The following is a 16,088-nucleotide window of genomic DNA, read 5'->3' on the forward strand; positions in this document are numbered from 1 at the left end:
CGTGACCGAGGACGAGGGCACCGCGACCGCCACCGCCGACGTCGTGGTCGTCGGGGCCGGGCCGGGCGGGTGCGTGCTGAGCTACCTCCTCGCTCGAAGCGGCGTCGAGACGGTCTTGCTGGAACGCCACGCCGACCTCGACCGCGAGTTCCGCGGGTACTTCTTCCAACCGCTCGTGCTCCGGTTGTTCGAGGAAATGGGCGTGTTGAGCGACGTGCTGGCGCTCGACCACGACGAGATTCGAAGCCCCGCAGTGACCGCGTTCGGACGCTCCTACGACGTCGTCGACATCTCGACGCTCCCCGCGTCCCACGACTACGGTCTGCTGATGGAACAGCCGCCGCTGCTCCGTTTCTTCATCGACCGGGCGAGGGAGTTCGACGCCTTCGAGTTTCGACCCGCGACGACCGCGAACGACCTCCTGCGCGAGGACGGCCGAGTCGTCGGCGTGAGCGCGACCGACCGCGAGCGCGACGAGAAACTCGAACTCCGGAGCCGCCTCGTCGTCGGCGCGGACGGGCGGTACTCCACGGTTCGGGAGGCCGCCGGAATCGACCCCGGACTGTTCGACTCCGACGTGGAACTGCTGTGGTTCAAGCTTCCGGCGGACGCGGTCGGCACCGCCGCGCAGGGGCGCATCGAGGGCGAGGGAATCCTGCTCTACTTCGGACTCGGCGCGGAGGACGCGCAGGCCGGCTGGTTCGTCGAGAAGGGAACGTATCCGGCGATTCGAGAGCGCGGCATCGACGCCCTTCGGAGACGAATCGCGGCGGTCGACCCGACCATCGCCCGCCACCTCCGGAGCTTCGACCAGTGCTCGCTCCTCCGCATCGAACCCGGCCTGAGCGAGACGTGGACGAGAGACGGCCTCCTCCTGCTCGGCGACGCCGCGCACGTCGCCTCGCCGGTCGGCGGACAGGGCAACGGACTCGCGATTCAGGACGCGGTGGTCGCCCACTCGACCGTGGTGACCGCGCTGGAGGGGGCGGACGGCGCGCTTCCGAACGAACGACTCGCGAGGTTCGAATCGCGGCGACGCCCCGCGGTCGAAGAAGTCCTGCGCCTCCAGCGACGGGGAGAACGGGCGCTGTCGTGGTACGTCCGTCACCGCGATTCGATTCCGGCGTGGGTCGGGAGCCCGCTGACGAGGGCGCTGTTCGCGGTGCTCCCCGAGACCGCGTCGTTCCGACGGACGTGGGAGACGTTCGCGCTCGGGCCGGAGCCCGTATCGGTGGACACCGCGGCGTTCGAGTCCCCGCCGTGAGCCCCGCCGCGAGCGCTCCCGCTCGCGCATTTCGGTCTTTCCGCCGCTTTCTCGAACGGAGGTCGCAAAAAGGAGAGCGTTCTCGACTCCGGGAGACGAACCGGTGCGAGAGCGTTCCGCGAGAACCGATCAGTCCGCGTGCTGCGCTCCGGAGTACCGGGGCGACTGCGTCTCGACTTCGGGGTCGGCGGAGTCGTTGAGCGGGTTCGGCGAGCGGAGGATGGCGATGAGACTCCACATGATTCCCGTGAGGAACGACCCGGCGGCGGAGAGGTTCATTCCGAGGGTGAAGAACGCGGTTCCGTAGATGATGCCGATGGTGGCGGAGGGGAGGGAGGTTCCGAGCGGAATGTTCGCCATCGAATCGCGCAGGGTCGGCACGAGGACGAGGAGGGAGAAGACGCTACCGCAGAGGAACACGATATCTTGCCACATTATCTCTTCACCTCGACCGTAATCGTTTGCTGGAAGGCTGTTTCATTCATCAACTCGTGGTAGGGGAGGGTGGTTGATAAGTCTTACTCACTTCCGAGTAAAAATTTATGAGGGCGGTTAGCACGGTGGTGACTCTCGTACGGATTCCGTTACTCAATCGCACGACGCGTCTCGTTTCGGCGAGCGCGATAATCGTCCCAGTTGCGCGGTCCCTCCACCTGACCGGAACCGATTCGGCGGTCGCGCTGCCCGAAAATCCGCCGTCACCGGCGATTAACGGACGAAAGAACGATTTCTCGCGAATTTTCCCGCCGAACCGTGTCGCGTCAACGGCATAATAAGGTTGATAGCGAGGTGGTTACTATAGACGGCTAGCAATGAACCGACGAAGGTTTCTCGCGGCCGGTGCGGTCTCGGTCGCGGGACTGAGTGGCTGTCTCGGCCTCGGTGGTGGCCCGGGTTCGAAATCCGAGGAGGGGTTCGAGACGGTCTCCCAGTACGGACAACAAGTTCCGCTCGCACCGCTGTCCGTCACCCACAAGTGGTACAAGCAGGACAAGGCTCGGTTCGTGGACGCCCGCACCGAGAGGCAGTACGTGATATCGCACATTCGCGGCGCGGTGCTCAGTCCCGCACCGAACGGGCAGAAGAAAAACGACCCCGTCGCCTCGTGGCCGAAAGACCAGCGCATCGTCTGCTACTGCGGCTGTCCGCACCACCTCTCCTCGATGCGCGCTGGCAAGTTGCTGCAGAACGGGTACGAGAACGTGTACGTCATCGACGAAGGGTACTGGGCGTGGCACGAGAAGGGCTACCCCGTCAAAGGCCGGAACACCGAGGCGACGCCGAACAGTTACGTCATCGAGGGCGTCACCGACCCGACTTTCGTCGGCGAGACGGCGTGGGCGCGCCACATCGCCTCCGGACAGAACGAAGCGACCGGCATTCAGAACGACGGCTCGTACTCGATGCACCTCAAGTTCTACGACGTGACGCCCGACAGCGTCATCACCGTTCAGACGCCGGAGTACGAAGTCGAAGGGACCATCGCGGAACTCTCGTCCCGGGTCGTCACCGGATAACTCGGTCGTTTTATCGGAATCACTGACGTTTGCGAGGGCGTTTCTCAACCTTTATTCGCTCGTGCGGGCGATCGACGCTCGATGGTACGGTGTCGTCAGCGCGACTGCGGCTGGGTCGCCATCGCTCCCTCGGAGCGGGCCGCGTGGAAACAGTACGAGGCGCACGTCCTCCGAGAGCACGTCGAGGCGGTCGAGACGGACGTCCCGGACGGGTGCGTGCAGATTCGAACCGACGACGGCGAGTGGAAGACGATGAGTCCCGAAGAGGCGCTGGAGTTCGACGACGATTAGACGGAGAGCTCCCTGTCGATGGGATCTTCCAAATCGCCGAGGACGGCCTCGAACGCGTCGGTCGCGGTCACCAGTCCGACCACCTCGCTTCCGTCGAGCACCAGCGCGAGTTCCTGATTTTGGGCCTGAAAGAGGTCGATAACGTCGCTGACGTTGGTGTCCGCGGCGATAGTCATCGGGTCGTGCGCGATATCGACGAGCGAGACGTCCCCCGATTCGAGCGCGTCGTAGTGTTTGACGACGGTCGGCGCGTACACGATTCCGCGGTACTCGTCGAACGACTCGCCGATGACCGGATACCGGACGAGCGGGTTCGATGCCATCCGCTTCCGATTCTCGTCGAACGGGACGTCGGCGGAGAGCGCGACGATGTCGTCGCGGGAAACCATGACGTCGCGGACGGGGAGCATCTCGATCTGGAGGGCGGCCAGAATCTCCTCTTCGCGCTCCCGAGACAGGTCGTCAACCCGACCGAGCACGTCACCCATCTGGCGGTGGAGGTCGGCCCTGCTGACGATCTCTCGTTCGCCGTCTTCGCCGCCCTCGCCGCCTTCTCCCGCCGTCCACGAGCGGGTGATTTCGACGCCGAACAGGCCGAGCAACCCTTTGGCCGCCTTGTCGGCGACGACGATGACGGGCGACATGAGTTTCGTCCACCAGTAGAGCAAACCGGAACCGTACCGGGCGACGAACTTCGTCCGTTCGATGCCGAGATACGTCGGGGCCTGCTCGCCGACGATGACGTGTAAGAGATTGATGAGCGCGAGCGCGAGAATCGCCGACAGCGCGTGCGTCGACCCCGTGCCGAGTCCGACGGTCTTCACGACCGGCGCGAATATGTGGGCGACGGCGGGTTCGGCCACGACGCCGAGTCCGACGCTGGCGATGGTGATGCCGACCTGACAGCCCGAGAGATAGATTTCGAGGCGGTCGGTCATCTCCCACGCGCGTCGAAGTCCGGACGAGTCGCCGAACTCGTCCTCGCTGAACTGCCGTACCCGCGTCATGGCGAACTCGATGACGACGAAGTAGGCGTTCATCAGCAGGAGGAACGCGCCGCCGAGAAGACGGAGGACGGTGAGAACTTCGACCATCGTGCGTCCCTTCGCCGGTAACCGTCCTAACTCTGATGGGTCGCCGATACCCCGCGGAAACTTTCGGAGTCAAACGGGATGAAATAGCTAGACGGGATGGTCCAGTTTCTGATTCGGCGACTGCCGCGCTCGTCAAGGGCGTCAACCCGAACTACAACGCGAATCGGGTGCGGAAGACGCTCCGCAACGCGGCGAACCGCGTCGGCGACAGGGCGTACCACGGGAAGGGCCACCTCGACACCAACGCCGCGGTTCGGGAGTAGGGTCGCCCCTTTTTTCGATGCCGATGCGATTTCGTCGGTTGTCTTCCCGCTGAGCGACCGGTTTGTGCTTTCCTGTCACGCCGCGAAGCGGAACCTCCATCTTTTTGGCAGGGCTGTCAGTAGTATTCTACCAACAGATGACCCCCCACGATAGCGATCCCGGAGGCAGTCGATGAGCCTCCTCGAACGACTCTTCGAGAACGTCACGGCGCACAGTCGGGCGGTTATCGCCGTCCTGCTCGTTCTCACGGTGCTGGTCGGGGCGGGCGCACAGCAGGTCGACCAGTCGTCCTCGCTGGACCAGTTCCAGAGCGACAGCAAGGCGGCGCAAAAGCTCGATTACATCGAGTCGAACTTCACGACCGGACGCGAGAACACCACAGTCGTCCAGATAATCGTCCGCGGAGACGACGTGCTGTCGAAGGAGGCGCTCGTCAACTCCCTCGAACTGCAGCAGCGACTCCGCGAGAACGAGACGATAAACGATACGCTGGTGGCGAAGACGCCCACCAGCGGCGTCTCGAACGTCGTCGCCATCGCCGCGATACAGCGGGAGAAGGTCTCCGAACTTCGCGCCGAGGGCGCGAAGCTCCAACAACGCGGTCGGCAACTCAATCAGACCGCGTCGAGGCTGAGCGACGCCCTGAACCGGACGCGGGAGCTACAGCGGCGGTACGACCGGCTGAACGCCTCGCGGCAGGCGGGCGAAATCGACAACGAAACGTACCGCCAGCGCTCCGCACGACTCGAAACGCGACTCCGGCAGGTGCGGGCCAACGCCACGGCCGAACTCACCGCGAACCAGTCGGCGACGTTCAACCGGTCGGCCCAGCAGGCCCGCGAGCTGCAGACGCGACTCGACCGGCTGAACGCCTCGTACCAGCAGGGCGAGATAAATCGGTCCACCTACCGACAGCGCGCGGGCGAGGTTCGGTCGCAGTTCCGGCAGGTGTACGAACTCGGCACGCGCGGCGTCCTGGCGAGCGAGTACGAGCAGCTCCAGAAGCGCAGCGAGCGGCTGCAAGAACGGCGCGCCGCCCTCGAAAACGGCTCGATGCCGACGCTCGCGGAGCAGTTAGAGCAATTGCGCTCGATGAACCGGTCCGAGCTCAACGCCACGACGAAGATGGTGCTCTCGGAGAACGCCAGTTCGGGCGGGACGTCGAGTCGGGCGTTCGCGTTCATGCCGACCTCCTACGAACCCGGGAGCGCCGAGGCGAACGCAACGATGATCGTCGTCTTCCAGAAACAGGAGTCGCAGTCGATGCACGGACAGGCGTCCAACAGCCTCGTCGAGACGCAGAAAGCGATGCAATCCATCGCGCGCGACGAACTCGGCCGCGAGGCGGTCGTCTTCGGAAGCGGCATCATCAGCGAGGAGATCGACCAGTCGATGGCCGACAGCCTCGCCATCGTCGGCCCCCTCGCGCTGCTGTTCGTCGTCCTGACGCTGGTGGTCGCCTACCGCGACCTGCTGGACATCCTGCTCGGCGTCGCCGGTATCGTCTTCGTGCTCGTGTGGACGTTCGGCTTCATGGGCTGGGCCGGAATAACGTTCAACCAGATATTCATCGCGGTGCCCGTCCTCCTCATCGGCCTGTCCATCGACTACGCGATTCACGTGTTCATGCGGAACCGGGAGGAGCGGGAGGAGAACCCGGACGCGGGCGTCAGGGGTTCGATGCGCGTCGCCCTCGCGAGCGTCGGCGCGGCCCTGACGTGGGTGACCGCGACGACGGTCATCGGCTTCCTCTCGAACATGGTCAGTCCGCTTCCGCCGATTCGGGACTTCGGCGTCGTGAGTTCGGTCGGCATCGTCGCGGCGCTGCTCGTCTTCGGGGCGCTGATTCCGGCGCTGAAAGTCGAACTCGATGCGTTCCTCGAATCGCGCGGCTTCGACCGGCGGAAGCGAGCGTTCGGGACGGGCGGCGGCGCGCTCGGACGCGTCCTCTCGCTCGGAGCGGTCGCGGCGCGGAAAGCGCCGATGATAGTCATCCTCGTCACGGTGCTCGTCAGCGCTGGCGGCGCGTACGGCGCGACGAAGGTCGACACCAGTTTCGCGCAGGAGGACTTCCTCGCGGAAGACCCGCCGCAGTGGACGAAGCAACTGCCGGAGCCGTTCAAGCCCGCCAACTACACGGCGAAAAAGCACCTCGACTACGTGAACGAGAACTTCGTGCGCGAGGACTCGCAGGCCCAGATACTGATTCAGGGCGAGGTGACGCGAGACGACGCGCTCGAACAGGTTCGGCGGGCCCGCGAGCGAGCCGCGACGAAGAACGCCACCCTCGTCCTCTCGAACGGCGAACCCGAGATTTCGAGCCCGCTCTCGGTGATGGAGCGGGTGGCGGCGCAGAACGAATCGTTCAACCGGACGTTCGTCGCGGCGGACACCGACGGAAACGACGTTCCCGACAGGAATCTGGAGAAGGTGTACGACAAACTGTACGCCGTCGCGCCCGACCAAGCCGCGAGCGTCGTGTACCGCGAAGACGGCGAGTACCGCGCGCTCAGGATGACGATTTCGGTGAACGGGGGCGCGTCCAGCGCCGCGGTCACCGAGCAGATGCGCGACGTGGCCGACAGCTTCGACGGCCTCGAAGCGACCGCGACGGGACAGTCCATCGTCTTCGAAATCGTGCAGAAACAGCTGCTCGACACGGTCATCCAGAGTCTCGTCCTCACGATGGTCGCCGTGTTCGCGTTCCTGATGCTCGTCTACCGAATCACGGAGGGCAGCGCGACCCTCGGGGCGGTGACCCTGCTTCCCGTCCTCTTCAGCGTGACGTGGATTCTCGGCACGATGTACCTGCTCGGCATGCCGTTCAACGTCCTGACGGGGATGATAACGAGTCTGACCGTCGGGCTGGGCGTCGCGTACAGCATCCACCTCTCCGAGCGGTACAACGTCGAACTCGAACGACGGGGCTCGGCGTGGGAAGCGATGCGCGTCAGCCTCACCGGAACCGGCGGCGCGCTGCTCGGGAGCGCGGCGACCACGGTGGGCGGGTTCGGCGTGCTCGCCTTCGCCATCCTGCCCGCGCTCCAGCAGTTCGGCATCATCACGGGGCTGACCATCATCTACGCCTTCCTCGCCAGCGTGCTGGTGCTCCCGAGTCTGCTCGTCGTCTGGACGCGCTATCTCGGGCCGGGCGCTCACGGAGCCATGGAGACCAAATCGACGGCCCCCGCGTCGGGAGAGGACTGACATGAACGAGGACGACGCCATCGACGCGCTCGAAAGCCTCGGCCTGTCGAACTACGAGGCGAAAGTGTTCGTCGCGCTCCAGAAGTTGGGAACCGGGACGGCCAGGGATATCCACGGCGTCACCGACGTACCGCGCTCGCAGGTGTACGGCGCGGCCGAGAACTTGCAGGAGCGCGGCCTCGTGGAGGTCCAGCAGTCGAAGCCCCTCCAGTACCGCCCCGTGAGCTTGGACGCCGCGAAATCCCACCTCCGAGAGCGGTTCGAACGCAGGCAGGAGCAGGCGTTCGACTACCTCGAAACCGCGAAGAACGAGTTCGTGGAGGGCGACGAGGAGCGCGAAGACGTGTGGACGGTCGACGGCCGCGACGCCATCGATAGCCGCGTCGAGCAGTTGGTCGAGGAGGCCGAATCGCGGGTCGTTTTCGGCGTCCACGACGCCTCGCTGTTCCCCGAGACGATCGCGGACGCCCTGCGGGAACGCGCCGAAGCGGGCGTGGACGTGCTTCTGGTCGCCGACGACCCGGTCATACGCGACCGATTCGACGAACTTCCGATAGTCGGCCTGCCGGACGAACCGCCGGAGAACCGCGCCGGGCGCGTGCTGGTCGTCGACGACGACACCGTTCTCATCAGCGTGCTGGGCGGCGGCGAGACGGCCATCTGGAGTTCGCAGACCGGCTTCGCGGCGATACTCAGTCAGTTCATCGACGCGCGAATCGAGGACGCGAGGGGGATCTAACTCGGCTGCCGACCGAACGCGTCGAACCTCGCACGATGATTTAAATATCGAGGCGCAGAAACGTCCGGTATGCCGTGGTACGCCGTCGAAGCCCTGGACGACGCCATCGAAACCACGAAAGCCCTCCTGCTCCCCGTCGAGGTTCGGACGTGGCTGAAACTCGCCGTCGTCGTCTTCTTCCTCGGCGGTGCGAGCGCGTCACCGCCGACGGGAGGCGGAAATTTCCAATTCACGGGTGAACCGAGCGGACCGACCTCGGACGTCCCGATTTCGGAGGGCACCCTCGTCACCGTCGCCCTCGTCATCGCCGCGGTGGCGATACTGCTCTGGTTACTGTTCACTCTCGTCGGGTCGGTGATGGAGTTCGCGTTCGTCGAGGCGCTTCGAACGCGCGAAGTTCACGTCCGGCGATACGCGAGCGACCACCTCGGGCAGGGACTTCGCCTGTTCGGCTTCCGTTTCGCCCTCTTCCTCCTGTTCGTCCTCCCGGTCGCGGGATTGGTGATTCTCGCGTTCGTTCCGGCCGTTCTCAGCGGGACGCCGAGCATCGGTATCGGAGTCCTGCTTCTGCTCGTTCCGGTGTTGCTCGTGTTCGGACTCGTCGTGGCGGTGGTAGACGGCCTGACGAGAAATTTCGTCGTCCCGGTGATGGTGCTCCGGGGCGGCGGCGTCCTCGCGGGCTGGCGGGCGTTCTGGCCGACGCTCCGGGACCAGTGGAAGCAGTACGTGGCGTACGTTCTGCTCCGGGTCGTCCTCACCATCGCGGGCGGAATCGTCACCTCGATCGTCGGCGGAATCGTCGGTCTCGTCCTCCTGATTCCGTTCGTGGTCCTCGGCGGACTGCTCCTCGTCGCGTTCGGGGGGCCCGCCGCGGTCCTGTCGAGTCCCGGCGCTTTGGCGCTGGCTTCGTTCGGGCTCCTCGTCGTGGTGTACGGCCTGCTCCTCCTGTCCGCCTTCGCCGTGATTCGCGTCCCCGTGCAGTCGTACCTGGGCTACTACGCCCTGCTCGTGCTGGGCGATACGAACCGGGAGTTCGACCTCGTCCCGGAGCTTCGAGCGGAGATTCGCTAGAGCTTCGAGTCCAGCTGGCGGGAGACGGCGTCGTCCCCGACCGGCCCGCCGTCCCGCGAGAGGTGGACGATGGGCGCGTTTTCCATCTCGATCCATTCGCCGCCCCCGTCGCCGGCGAGGGTGACCAAGCGCCGAGTCCGGGGGAGACCGTTCGCCCGGGTTCCCGACGTTCGCTCCCTGACGCTCGCCATCTGGAGGGGTCGCGGCGGTTCCTCGTTGACGACGAACCGGTACCGCGGCACGTCGCGGTCGTGTTCTCTGAGAGCGTCCCGATACTCGCGGGCGAGTTCGGCGGCCCGGTGGGCGTCCTCGTCGGTTTCGAACCGCGCGCCCGTTATCGGCATCGGGCGCTCGCCGGTGTCGGCGCACGCGACGGAGAATCGTCCGTTCTCGACGGCTAGCCGCTCGATTTCGCGCCGCGTTCGCCGGAGGGTCTCGTCCATGTTTAGGTCGACCTAATCTCTTTTAGGCCGTCCTAAAAACGTTGCGACTCACTCCGTGAGCCCCGCGAGGAGGTGGGCGGCGAGGGTCTTGTCGAGCGGGTCGTTCGCGTTTCCGCAGTGGGGCGACTGGACGCAGGAGGGACAGCCGGATTCGCAGTCGCAGGCGCGAATCATCTCCCGCGTGTTCCCCATAAGCGACTCGACGGTTTCGTAGCCCTCGCGGGTCAGACCGACGCCGCCGGGGTAGCCGTCGTAGATGAAGATGGTGCTCGCCCCGGTGTGGGGGTGGAGCGGGGTCGAGAGGCCGCCGATGTCGCCACGGTCGCAGAGCAGTTCCAGCGGGAAGAGCGAAATCATTCCGTGTTCGGCGGCGTGGATGGCTCCGCCGAAATCGCCGTCCATCGCCCGAATTTCGCGCTCCAACTCGCCTGGTATCGTGAAGTAGAGCGCCTTCGTTCGGAGCCTGAGCTCCGGCAGGTCGAGCGACTCCCGCCCGAGCGTCTCGTCGCGCTTCGCGTCCCGGCGTTCGAAGCCCGTGATTCGTTTTCGCATCGTCACGTCGGCGAACCGCACGAGGCAGTCGTCGCGGGTCGAGAGCGTCTTCTCCCGCAGGTCGGCTTCGACCGTGATCTCCTTCTCGTGCAGCGTCTTCGTGTGGTAGTCGGCCCACGTCGGGGAGAGCTCGGCCACGTCCCGCGACAGGTCGAGGTCGACGACCTCGTACGACTGGCCCTGGTGGTGGTACACGGCCCCCGGGTGGACGTCGTTCAGCGCGTCTCCGAAGGGGAGCGAAGCGATGACCTCGTTGCGGGTGCGATCGAGCAGGTCGACCTCCCGCTCGTCGATGGTTCGGAGGCTCATCTCGTGTTGCGGGCTTCCGTCGCCGTCGTACACCCACCGAACTCCCCCGCTCGTCTGCCGGCGTTCGAGTTCGCCGCGCGATTCGAGTTTCGCGACGAGTTCGGGGAAGCCCGCGCCGAAGTGCGCTTCGTCGTCGGGCGAGAGCCACGTCTCGCGGGCCGCCGACGCGACGTGCGCCGGGAGCAGTTCCTCGTTCTCGGGATTCGCGACCGCGCGCTCCGGGTCGCCCGCGAAGAACTCGTCCGGGTTCGCCACCAGATACTGGTCCAACTGGTCCTCGCCGGCGACGAGGGTAACGAGACTGGGGTCCGTGCCCCGGCCCGCGCGTCCGGCCTGTTGGAACGCGGCCATGCGGGTGCCGGGGTAGCCGTCGAGCAGGACGGCGTCGAGGCCGCCGACGTCGACGCCGAGTTCCAGCGCGTTCGTGCTCCACGCGCCGCGAATCTCGCCGGAGTGGAGACCGGATTCGAGTTCCCGCCGCCGGTCGTTCTTGAGGGCGGCCTGGTACGCCGCGACGTTCGAGGCGAGGTCGCGCTCGCCGCGCCGCCGGAGTTCGTCCGCGCTCTCCATCGCGTAGCGTTCCGCGGCCTGTCGGGCGCGGGTGAACGCCAGCGTCTGGCAGTTGCGGCTCACGAGGTCGGCGAACAGTCGCTTCGTCTCCCCGTGGTTGGACTTGCGCCGCTTCGCCCCGCCGCGGCGGTCGTCCTCGTACTCGGGCGGGTTCCAGAGCAGCCAGTGGGTCGGCCCGGTTTTGCTCGTATCTTCGTCCACGAGGCGGAACGACGATTCAGGTCGCCCCGTCACCGCGCTCGCGTGCTCGACCGGGTTGCCGATGGTCGCCGAACAGCAGACGAACTGCGGGGAGGCGTCGAACCGGTCGCAGATTCGCGCGAGTCGGCGGAGGACGAGCGAGACGTGGCTCCCGAACACGCCGCGGTACTCGTGGACCTCGTCCACGACGACCGTCTCCAACCCCTTGAAGAACCAGTCCCAGAGGCGGTGCGCGTAGGGGAGGAGGGCGTAGTGGAGCATGTCGGGCGTGGTGAGCACGACGGTCGGCCGGCGGTCGCGCACGTCGCGCTTTTCGTTCTTGTCGAGTCGGCCGGTGTACTGCGCGACGGAGACGCGACTGCCGAACCCTAAATCGCGGGCGAGTTCCGACAGCGTCTCCTCTTGGTCGTTGATGAGCGCGTTCTGCGGCGCGATATAGAGGGTTCGTCCGCCGCGCTCCATCGCGCGCTCGAAGGCGGGCACGGTGTAGGCGAGGCTCTTCCCGCTCGCGGTCCGCGTGGCGACGACGACGTTCTCGCCGTCTCGTACCGCTTCGATCGCCTCCGCCTGGTGGCGGTAGAGGCGGTCGATTCCCCGGTCGCGGAGGGCCGATTCGAGGCGCGATTCGAGGGTCACGTCCCGAAACTCGCCGTCGTCGCCGGGGAGCGTCTCGTGGCGGGCTATCTGTCCGTCGTAGTAGGGGCGTCCTCGGAGCCAATCGATGGTGTCCTGCACTGAACTGGCGTTGGGGGCGGAGGTTCTAACCGATTTCGTCGGCGGACACCGAACGAGTCTTCTTCGAGGGACCACGAAGGCCGTTCACTCTTCGGAAAAGGGAGCTCTCGGAATTGGTTTCACGATCTCGTCACCGTACGACCAGGAGAGGACGCCGTAATCCGCGAGTCGCGGGAGGTGCTTCTGTACGAGGCGAATGCGGATTTCCTCTTGCTCGGCGGGCGTAACGTGCGTGAACGACGTATCGTTACAGCGACTCGCGATCTCCAGCGCCACCCGTGAGAGGGGCGTCGCGGTTTCCCGCTCGGCGAGATAAAGTACGAGATGGCGACGTTGCTCGTCTTCCAGCAGTTTGTACACCGCACTCGAAGTAGAAGTAATAGTGTCGGAGTCGACCGCTTCCAAGAACTCCAATAGTTCGGCAAGCGTCCGTTCCCCATCGTCCGGTGTCTCGCCCATGTTCTATTTACCGTTTCTGTAGCGTATGAATCACCCGGTTGGACGCCTCGTTCGAAATTTTCAATTCGGGTATCGTTTTACGGGAAGACGGCTTCCCGACCCGGGGTTCGCAATTTGGAGGTAATTACGAATGATCACCTCTGGTGCGAAGGGGGAACCGCGCCCGAACGCCTCAAACCATCATTATTATCGTCCAACATCATTCCGAGGCGACATATGAACTTTTCACGCTAGAGCTACTAACGATACGAGAGTATGAGTGTCCAAGACGACGATGCAACCTCGCCGTTTATATGTGGTGTGGAGGCACCCATAACGTTTCGGTACGATTGGGAAAGCGAGGACGCGTTGAGCGCGTTTATCATCCAGCGGATGATAGAGGAAACGGAGATCGACTCCACTGACGTCCCGCAGTCGCTCTATCAGCGCATCGATCCCGACGCGTTGGAGGATCTATTTCGTCCGCTCCGGGACGGAACCCCTCGAACGAGCGGGAAAGTGACCTTTAAGCTCGCCGGTCACTACATCACCGCTCACGCCGACGGAACGGTCGAAATCGAATCGGAGCTCGGTCGATTGAAACGATCCGGCGGGAATCTCCTCCTCACCGGTGACGTCCCGACGGACGTTTTCGAGCAGTTGAGCGCGCAGTTTATAGGCGAAACGGCGTACGACAGAACGCATCTGTTCGCGCTTTACGGACGTAACGCGGACGTCGTTCGTACGCGACTCTCCCAAGCGAACGCGAGTTTGGACAACGCACGCCTCTTATCGTACGAGGCAGCGGTACGATCGACCGCACAAGCGCGGACGAACGAGCATTCGAGGCGGGCGTCGTTCTCGTCGGTAGTGGGAACGATAGACGACTTTCGAACGGCGATTCGGGAAACAACGTTCGAACTGCAGCGTCAGCAGATGGGGTTCGCACCGGGTGAACTACGGTTTTGCTTCGATTCGCTGCAACTACTTTCCGGCGAGGAGGACGCGCAAACGGTGGAGGAGTTCCTTCGAGCGATCACGGAAACGATCGAGGACGTTTCCGGTCTGGGCCACTACATCTTCCCGGGAGCGTACGGATCCCAACCCGTCCAGGCCGTCAGCTCGTTGTTCGACGTGGCTATCGAACTGAAAATCAGCGAGGACGGGCCGAAACAACGGTGGCACATGCACGATACGGAGTATACGACGACGTGGTTCCCCGTATAGAGGGGATATGGACGCGACTCGACTAAGCGGTGACGAATTTGCTTCCGCGTTGGCGGAAAATGCTCCAACAACTACCCACTGAAAGCACATGAAACCGATATTTCGCTCAGATACTGATCGACCCGGCATAACGGTCATCGATCCGATTCAGCGTCGGCAGTTTCCGATTCGAACGTCGGAGCCCGTCCGTCCGGTTTCGATCGACACCGATCAGTTCTACTTTCCCGTGGACAGCGCGACCGAAATCGCAACGACCAATCTCGTTTTACCCCACACCGTCATCGCCCACGTCCGCACCGTGCGCGGGGACGTTCTCACGAAAGCCGAAGATTTCGCATACGAACAGCTTCCCGAAGGAGACTACGTGATCGAATTAAACGCTCCGATCGGAATATACCTCCGCGTCACCGGCGATCTAACGATCGCCTCGTCAGCGGACCGGATGGAGTTCGATTTCGGTACGAAAACGCGCGTTAAAATCGGGGCGCGGTCGTACCACGAACAGCCCGGAACGACGGTGACTACGACGACTGAACCGCGCGACGTGATGACCGCATTTTCGACGTTCGGCTCGGCGCTGAAGACGCTGAGCTGCGAGCGGTCGCTTCCGTCGCTCAGGGGTCACCCGCCCAAAATCGAGGTCGGAGATAGACTTCGCATCCCCGACGAAATCTCGGCACCCGATACCGGAGTTCGGATCGAACTCCCGCCCGAACTGTCGTCGATCTATCCGGTGAGTTCCCTGGCTTACTATCTGGGCGCGGACGTCGTTCCGGGCGACGACCCGAAACTCGTCACGGATCGAGGATTCGTTCACCCTCTAGACCATTCGCGGAGGGGATTCGAAGGCGAGGTCGAGCGCGTACTCAAACAGGTGTTGTTCCTCGACTGCGTAACGCGTACGGAAGGATTTTATCGGATCCCCCTCCACGAGCGGCAGGCGATCGAACCGTACGTCGATTTGTCGTTCGACGAACTGTACGAAAGGGATCTGTCGGAACAACTCGAGACCTACCTCAACATCCCGTACGGCGATATCCGAAAGCAAATGCCGACGTGGTTACTGTCGACGACCGTCACCGACGACGCCGGTAACCTCGAAGCGATACCGTACCTCGTAAACAACCTCTCCATCATATCGACGAAGCGCGATGAACACCGGCGAGAACCGAGACCGGAAACGCCGAAACCCATCGACAGCTTCTTTCGAGGTGCGAGCACGAAACGAAGGGGTGAGCGACGGGAGGAGGACGGCTCGTACGTTGCCGCCGGCCGAACGAACTCCTTGGAACGGGCGTGGCTCGGACGAGGGATGCCGATCGGGGCGAACAAGATAATCAAACAAGCGTTCGAAAACAAACTCGAACGGTCGTCGTCGACCGAAGGGATCGACATAACGGTGATCTGTAACGAGCCGGAGATGAGTCCGGAGTACGACGCGGGGGATAATCTCTACGGAAAACGAGACGAACTCGAATTCGATATCGACGTTCATCGAAACCTATCCGTCGACGAGTTAGAATCGGTGCTCGCGTCACCCACCGACTTCGTCCACTACATCGGCCACATCAAGGACGGGGAGTTTATCTGCCGCGACGGTGGCCTCGACGCGGAATCGATCGACGAGGTAGCGGTCGACACGTTCCTTCTGAACGGTTGTCGGTCGTACGAACAGGGGGTGAAACTCATCAATTCCGGAAGTATCGGCGGGATAGTCACGTACAGCGAGATAGCGAACAAGAGCGCCATCAAGATCGGGCGCACGATCGCCCGCCTGTTAAACCGTGGGTTCTCGCTCCGATCCGCCCTTACGATAGCACGGGATCAGCAGATAGTCGGGAATCAGTACATCGTCGTCGGCGACGGGAGCATCGAAATCGCGCAAAGCGAAAGCGGAACGCCGATTCTCTGTCTCCTCGACACCGACGACGAAGGGTACGACCTACAATTGACGACGTATCCGACGGTCGACTCGGGGATGGGTTCCCTGTTCACCCCCTTCCTCGGCGATACCGAGGAGTACTTTTTGAGCGGGGGAGATATCGAAAGCTTCCGCGTAGAGAAGGACACGCTGACTCGTTTTCTCAACTTAGAACAGATCCCTCTCGTCGTCGACGGAGAATTTACTTGGTCGACCGATCTGGACTTCGAATCGCTATAAAACTG

General features: G+C 63.8%; 13 protein-coding genes. 8 read left to right on the forward strand and 5 right to left on the reverse strand.

The window, feature by feature from the left end:
* The first annotated feature begins 1 nt into the window (after position 1).
* Entirely contained in the window at positions 2–1,264 is a 1,263-nt protein-coding gene (locus tag LIX00_RS02385; protein WP_227354585.1) for an FAD-dependent monooxygenase, read from the forward strand.
* 129 nt (positions 1,265–1,393) lie between these two features.
* On the opposite strand, the gene LIX00_RS02390 is transcribed toward LIX00_RS02385, so the two are convergent.
* Complete coding sequence (locus LIX00_RS02390; protein WP_227354586.1) at positions 1,394–1,699, reverse strand: hypothetical protein; 306 nt, start codon at positions 1,697–1,699, stop codon at positions 1,394–1,396.
* A gap of 377 nt (positions 1,700–2,076) precedes the next feature.
* Between LIX00_RS02390 and LIX00_RS02395 the strand changes: the two genes are divergently transcribed.
* The gene (locus LIX00_RS02395; protein WP_227354587.1) at positions 2,077–2,781 is read left to right on the forward strand and encodes a rhodanese-like domain-containing protein; all 705 of its coding nucleotides are present in this window, start codon (positions 2,077–2,079) and stop codon (positions 2,779–2,781) included.
* A gap of 81 nt (positions 2,782–2,862) precedes the next feature.
* The gene (locus tag LIX00_RS02400; protein ID WP_227354588.1) at positions 2,863–3,072 is read left to right on the forward strand and encodes a hypothetical protein; all 210 of its coding nucleotides are present in this window, start codon (positions 2,863–2,865) and stop codon (positions 3,070–3,072) included.
* On the opposite strand, the gene LIX00_RS02405 is transcribed toward LIX00_RS02400, so the two are convergent.
* Positions 3,069–4,166 carry a CNNM domain-containing protein gene (locus LIX00_RS02405; RefSeq protein ID WP_227354589.1) on the reverse strand — a complete coding sequence of 366 codons (1,098 nt, stop codon included), beginning with the start codon at positions 4,164–4,166 and terminating at the stop codon, positions 3,069–3,071. The genes LIX00_RS02400 and LIX00_RS02405 overlap by 4 nt on opposite strands.
* Positions 4,167–4,601: 435 nt before the next feature.
* On the opposite strand from LIX00_RS02405, the gene LIX00_RS02410 reads away from it, so the two are divergent.
* From LIX00_RS02410 to LIX00_RS02420, 3 genes are all read left to right on the forward strand, one after another.
* On the forward strand, positions 4,602–7,637 hold the full coding sequence (locus LIX00_RS02410) for an MMPL family transporter (RefSeq protein ID WP_227354590.1): 3,036 nt from the start codon (positions 4,602–4,604) through the stop codon (positions 7,635–7,637).
* Between the two features lies 1 nt (position 7,638).
* Positions 7,639–8,376 carry a TrmB family transcriptional regulator gene (locus LIX00_RS02415; RefSeq protein WP_227354591.1) on the forward strand — a complete coding sequence of 246 codons (738 nt, stop codon included), beginning with the start codon at positions 7,639–7,641 and terminating at the stop codon, positions 8,374–8,376.
* A 69-nt stretch (positions 8,377–8,445) separates the two neighbouring features.
* A complete protein-coding gene (locus tag LIX00_RS02420; protein WP_227354592.1) occupies positions 8,446–9,447 on the forward strand; it encodes a DUF7544 domain-containing protein in 1,002 nt (333 codons plus the stop codon).
* Here LIX00_RS02420 and LIX00_RS02425 read toward each other — a convergent pair.
* The 3 genes from LIX00_RS02425 to LIX00_RS02435 all read right to left on the reverse strand — a co-directional run bounded on the left by LIX00_RS02425 (position 9,444) and on the right by LIX00_RS02435 (position 12,716).
* Positions 9,444–9,890, reverse strand: coding sequence for a DUF7552 domain-containing protein (locus LIX00_RS02425; RefSeq protein ID WP_227354593.1), 447 nt, complete (start codon positions 9,888–9,890; stop codon positions 9,444–9,446). The genes LIX00_RS02420 and LIX00_RS02425 overlap by 4 nt on opposite strands.
* A 48-nt stretch (positions 9,891–9,938) precedes the next feature.
* Positions 9,939–12,257, reverse strand: coding sequence for a DEAD/DEAH box helicase (locus tag LIX00_RS02430; RefSeq protein WP_227354594.1), 2,319 nt, complete (start codon positions 12,255–12,257; stop codon positions 9,939–9,941).
* Positions 12,258–12,341: 84 nt separating this feature from the next.
* Complete coding sequence (locus tag LIX00_RS02435) at positions 12,342–12,716, reverse strand: DUF7344 domain-containing protein (protein WP_227354595.1); 375 nt, start codon at positions 12,714–12,716, stop codon at positions 12,342–12,344.
* A 255-nt stretch (positions 12,717–12,971) separates the two neighbouring features.
* Here LIX00_RS02435 and LIX00_RS02440 point away from each other — a divergent pair, with 255 nt between their 5' ends.
* Together LIX00_RS02440 and LIX00_RS02445 are read left to right on the forward strand one after the other, a co-directional pair.
* The gene (locus tag LIX00_RS02440; RefSeq protein ID WP_227354596.1) at positions 12,972–13,922 is read left to right on the forward strand and encodes a DUF7504 family protein; all 951 of its coding nucleotides are present in this window, start codon (positions 12,972–12,974) and stop codon (positions 13,920–13,922) included.
* Between the two features lie 226 nt (positions 13,923–14,148).
* Positions 14,149–16,083, forward strand: coding sequence for a hypothetical protein (locus tag LIX00_RS02445; RefSeq protein WP_227354597.1), 1,935 nt, complete (start codon positions 14,149–14,151; stop codon positions 16,081–16,083).
* Positions 16,084–16,088: the final 5 nt, after the last annotated feature.

This window comes from Haladaptatus salinisoli, from assembly GCF_020614375.1.
Lineage (GTDB): Archaea > Halobacteriota > Halobacteria > Halobacteriales > Haladaptataceae > Haladaptatus > Haladaptatus salinisoli.

What these genes read in the sequence shown, in the direction of transcription:
- LIX00_RS02425 (WP_227354593.1), bottom strand. Translation starts at nt 9,890, where the DNA reads ATGGACGAGACCCTCCGGCGAACGCGGCGCGAAATCGAGCGGCTAGCC.
- LIX00_RS02410 (WP_227354590.1), top strand. Translation starts at nt 4,602, where the DNA reads ATGAGCCTCCTCGAACGACTCTTCGAGAACGTCACGGCGCACAGTCGG.
- LIX00_RS02435 (WP_227354595.1), bottom strand. Translation starts at nt 12,716, where the DNA reads ATGGGCGAGACACCGGACGATGGGGAACGGACGCTTGCCGAACTATTG.
- LIX00_RS02405 (WP_227354589.1), bottom strand. Translation starts at nt 4,166, where the DNA reads ATGGTCGAAGTTCTCACCGTCCTCCGTCTTCTCGGCGGCGCGTTCCTC.
- LIX00_RS02415 (WP_227354591.1), top strand. Translation starts at nt 7,639, where the DNA reads ATGAACGAGGACGACGCCATCGACGCGCTCGAAAGCCTCGGCCTGTCG.
- LIX00_RS02395 (WP_227354587.1), top strand. Translation starts at nt 2,077, where the DNA reads ATGAACCGACGAAGGTTTCTCGCGGCCGGTGCGGTCTCGGTCGCGGGA.
- LIX00_RS02440 (WP_227354596.1), top strand. Translation starts at nt 12,972, where the DNA reads ATGAGTGTCCAAGACGACGATGCAACCTCGCCGTTTATATGTGGTGTG.
- LIX00_RS02390 (WP_227354586.1), bottom strand. Translation starts at nt 1,699, where the DNA reads ATGTGGCAAGATATCGTGTTCCTCTGCGGTAGCGTCTTCTCCCTCCTC.
- LIX00_RS02400 (WP_227354588.1), top strand. Translation starts at nt 2,863, where the DNA reads ATGGTACGGTGTCGTCAGCGCGACTGCGGCTGGGTCGCCATCGCTCCC.
- LIX00_RS02420 (WP_227354592.1), top strand. Translation starts at nt 8,446, where the DNA reads ATGCCGTGGTACGCCGTCGAAGCCCTGGACGACGCCATCGAAACCACG.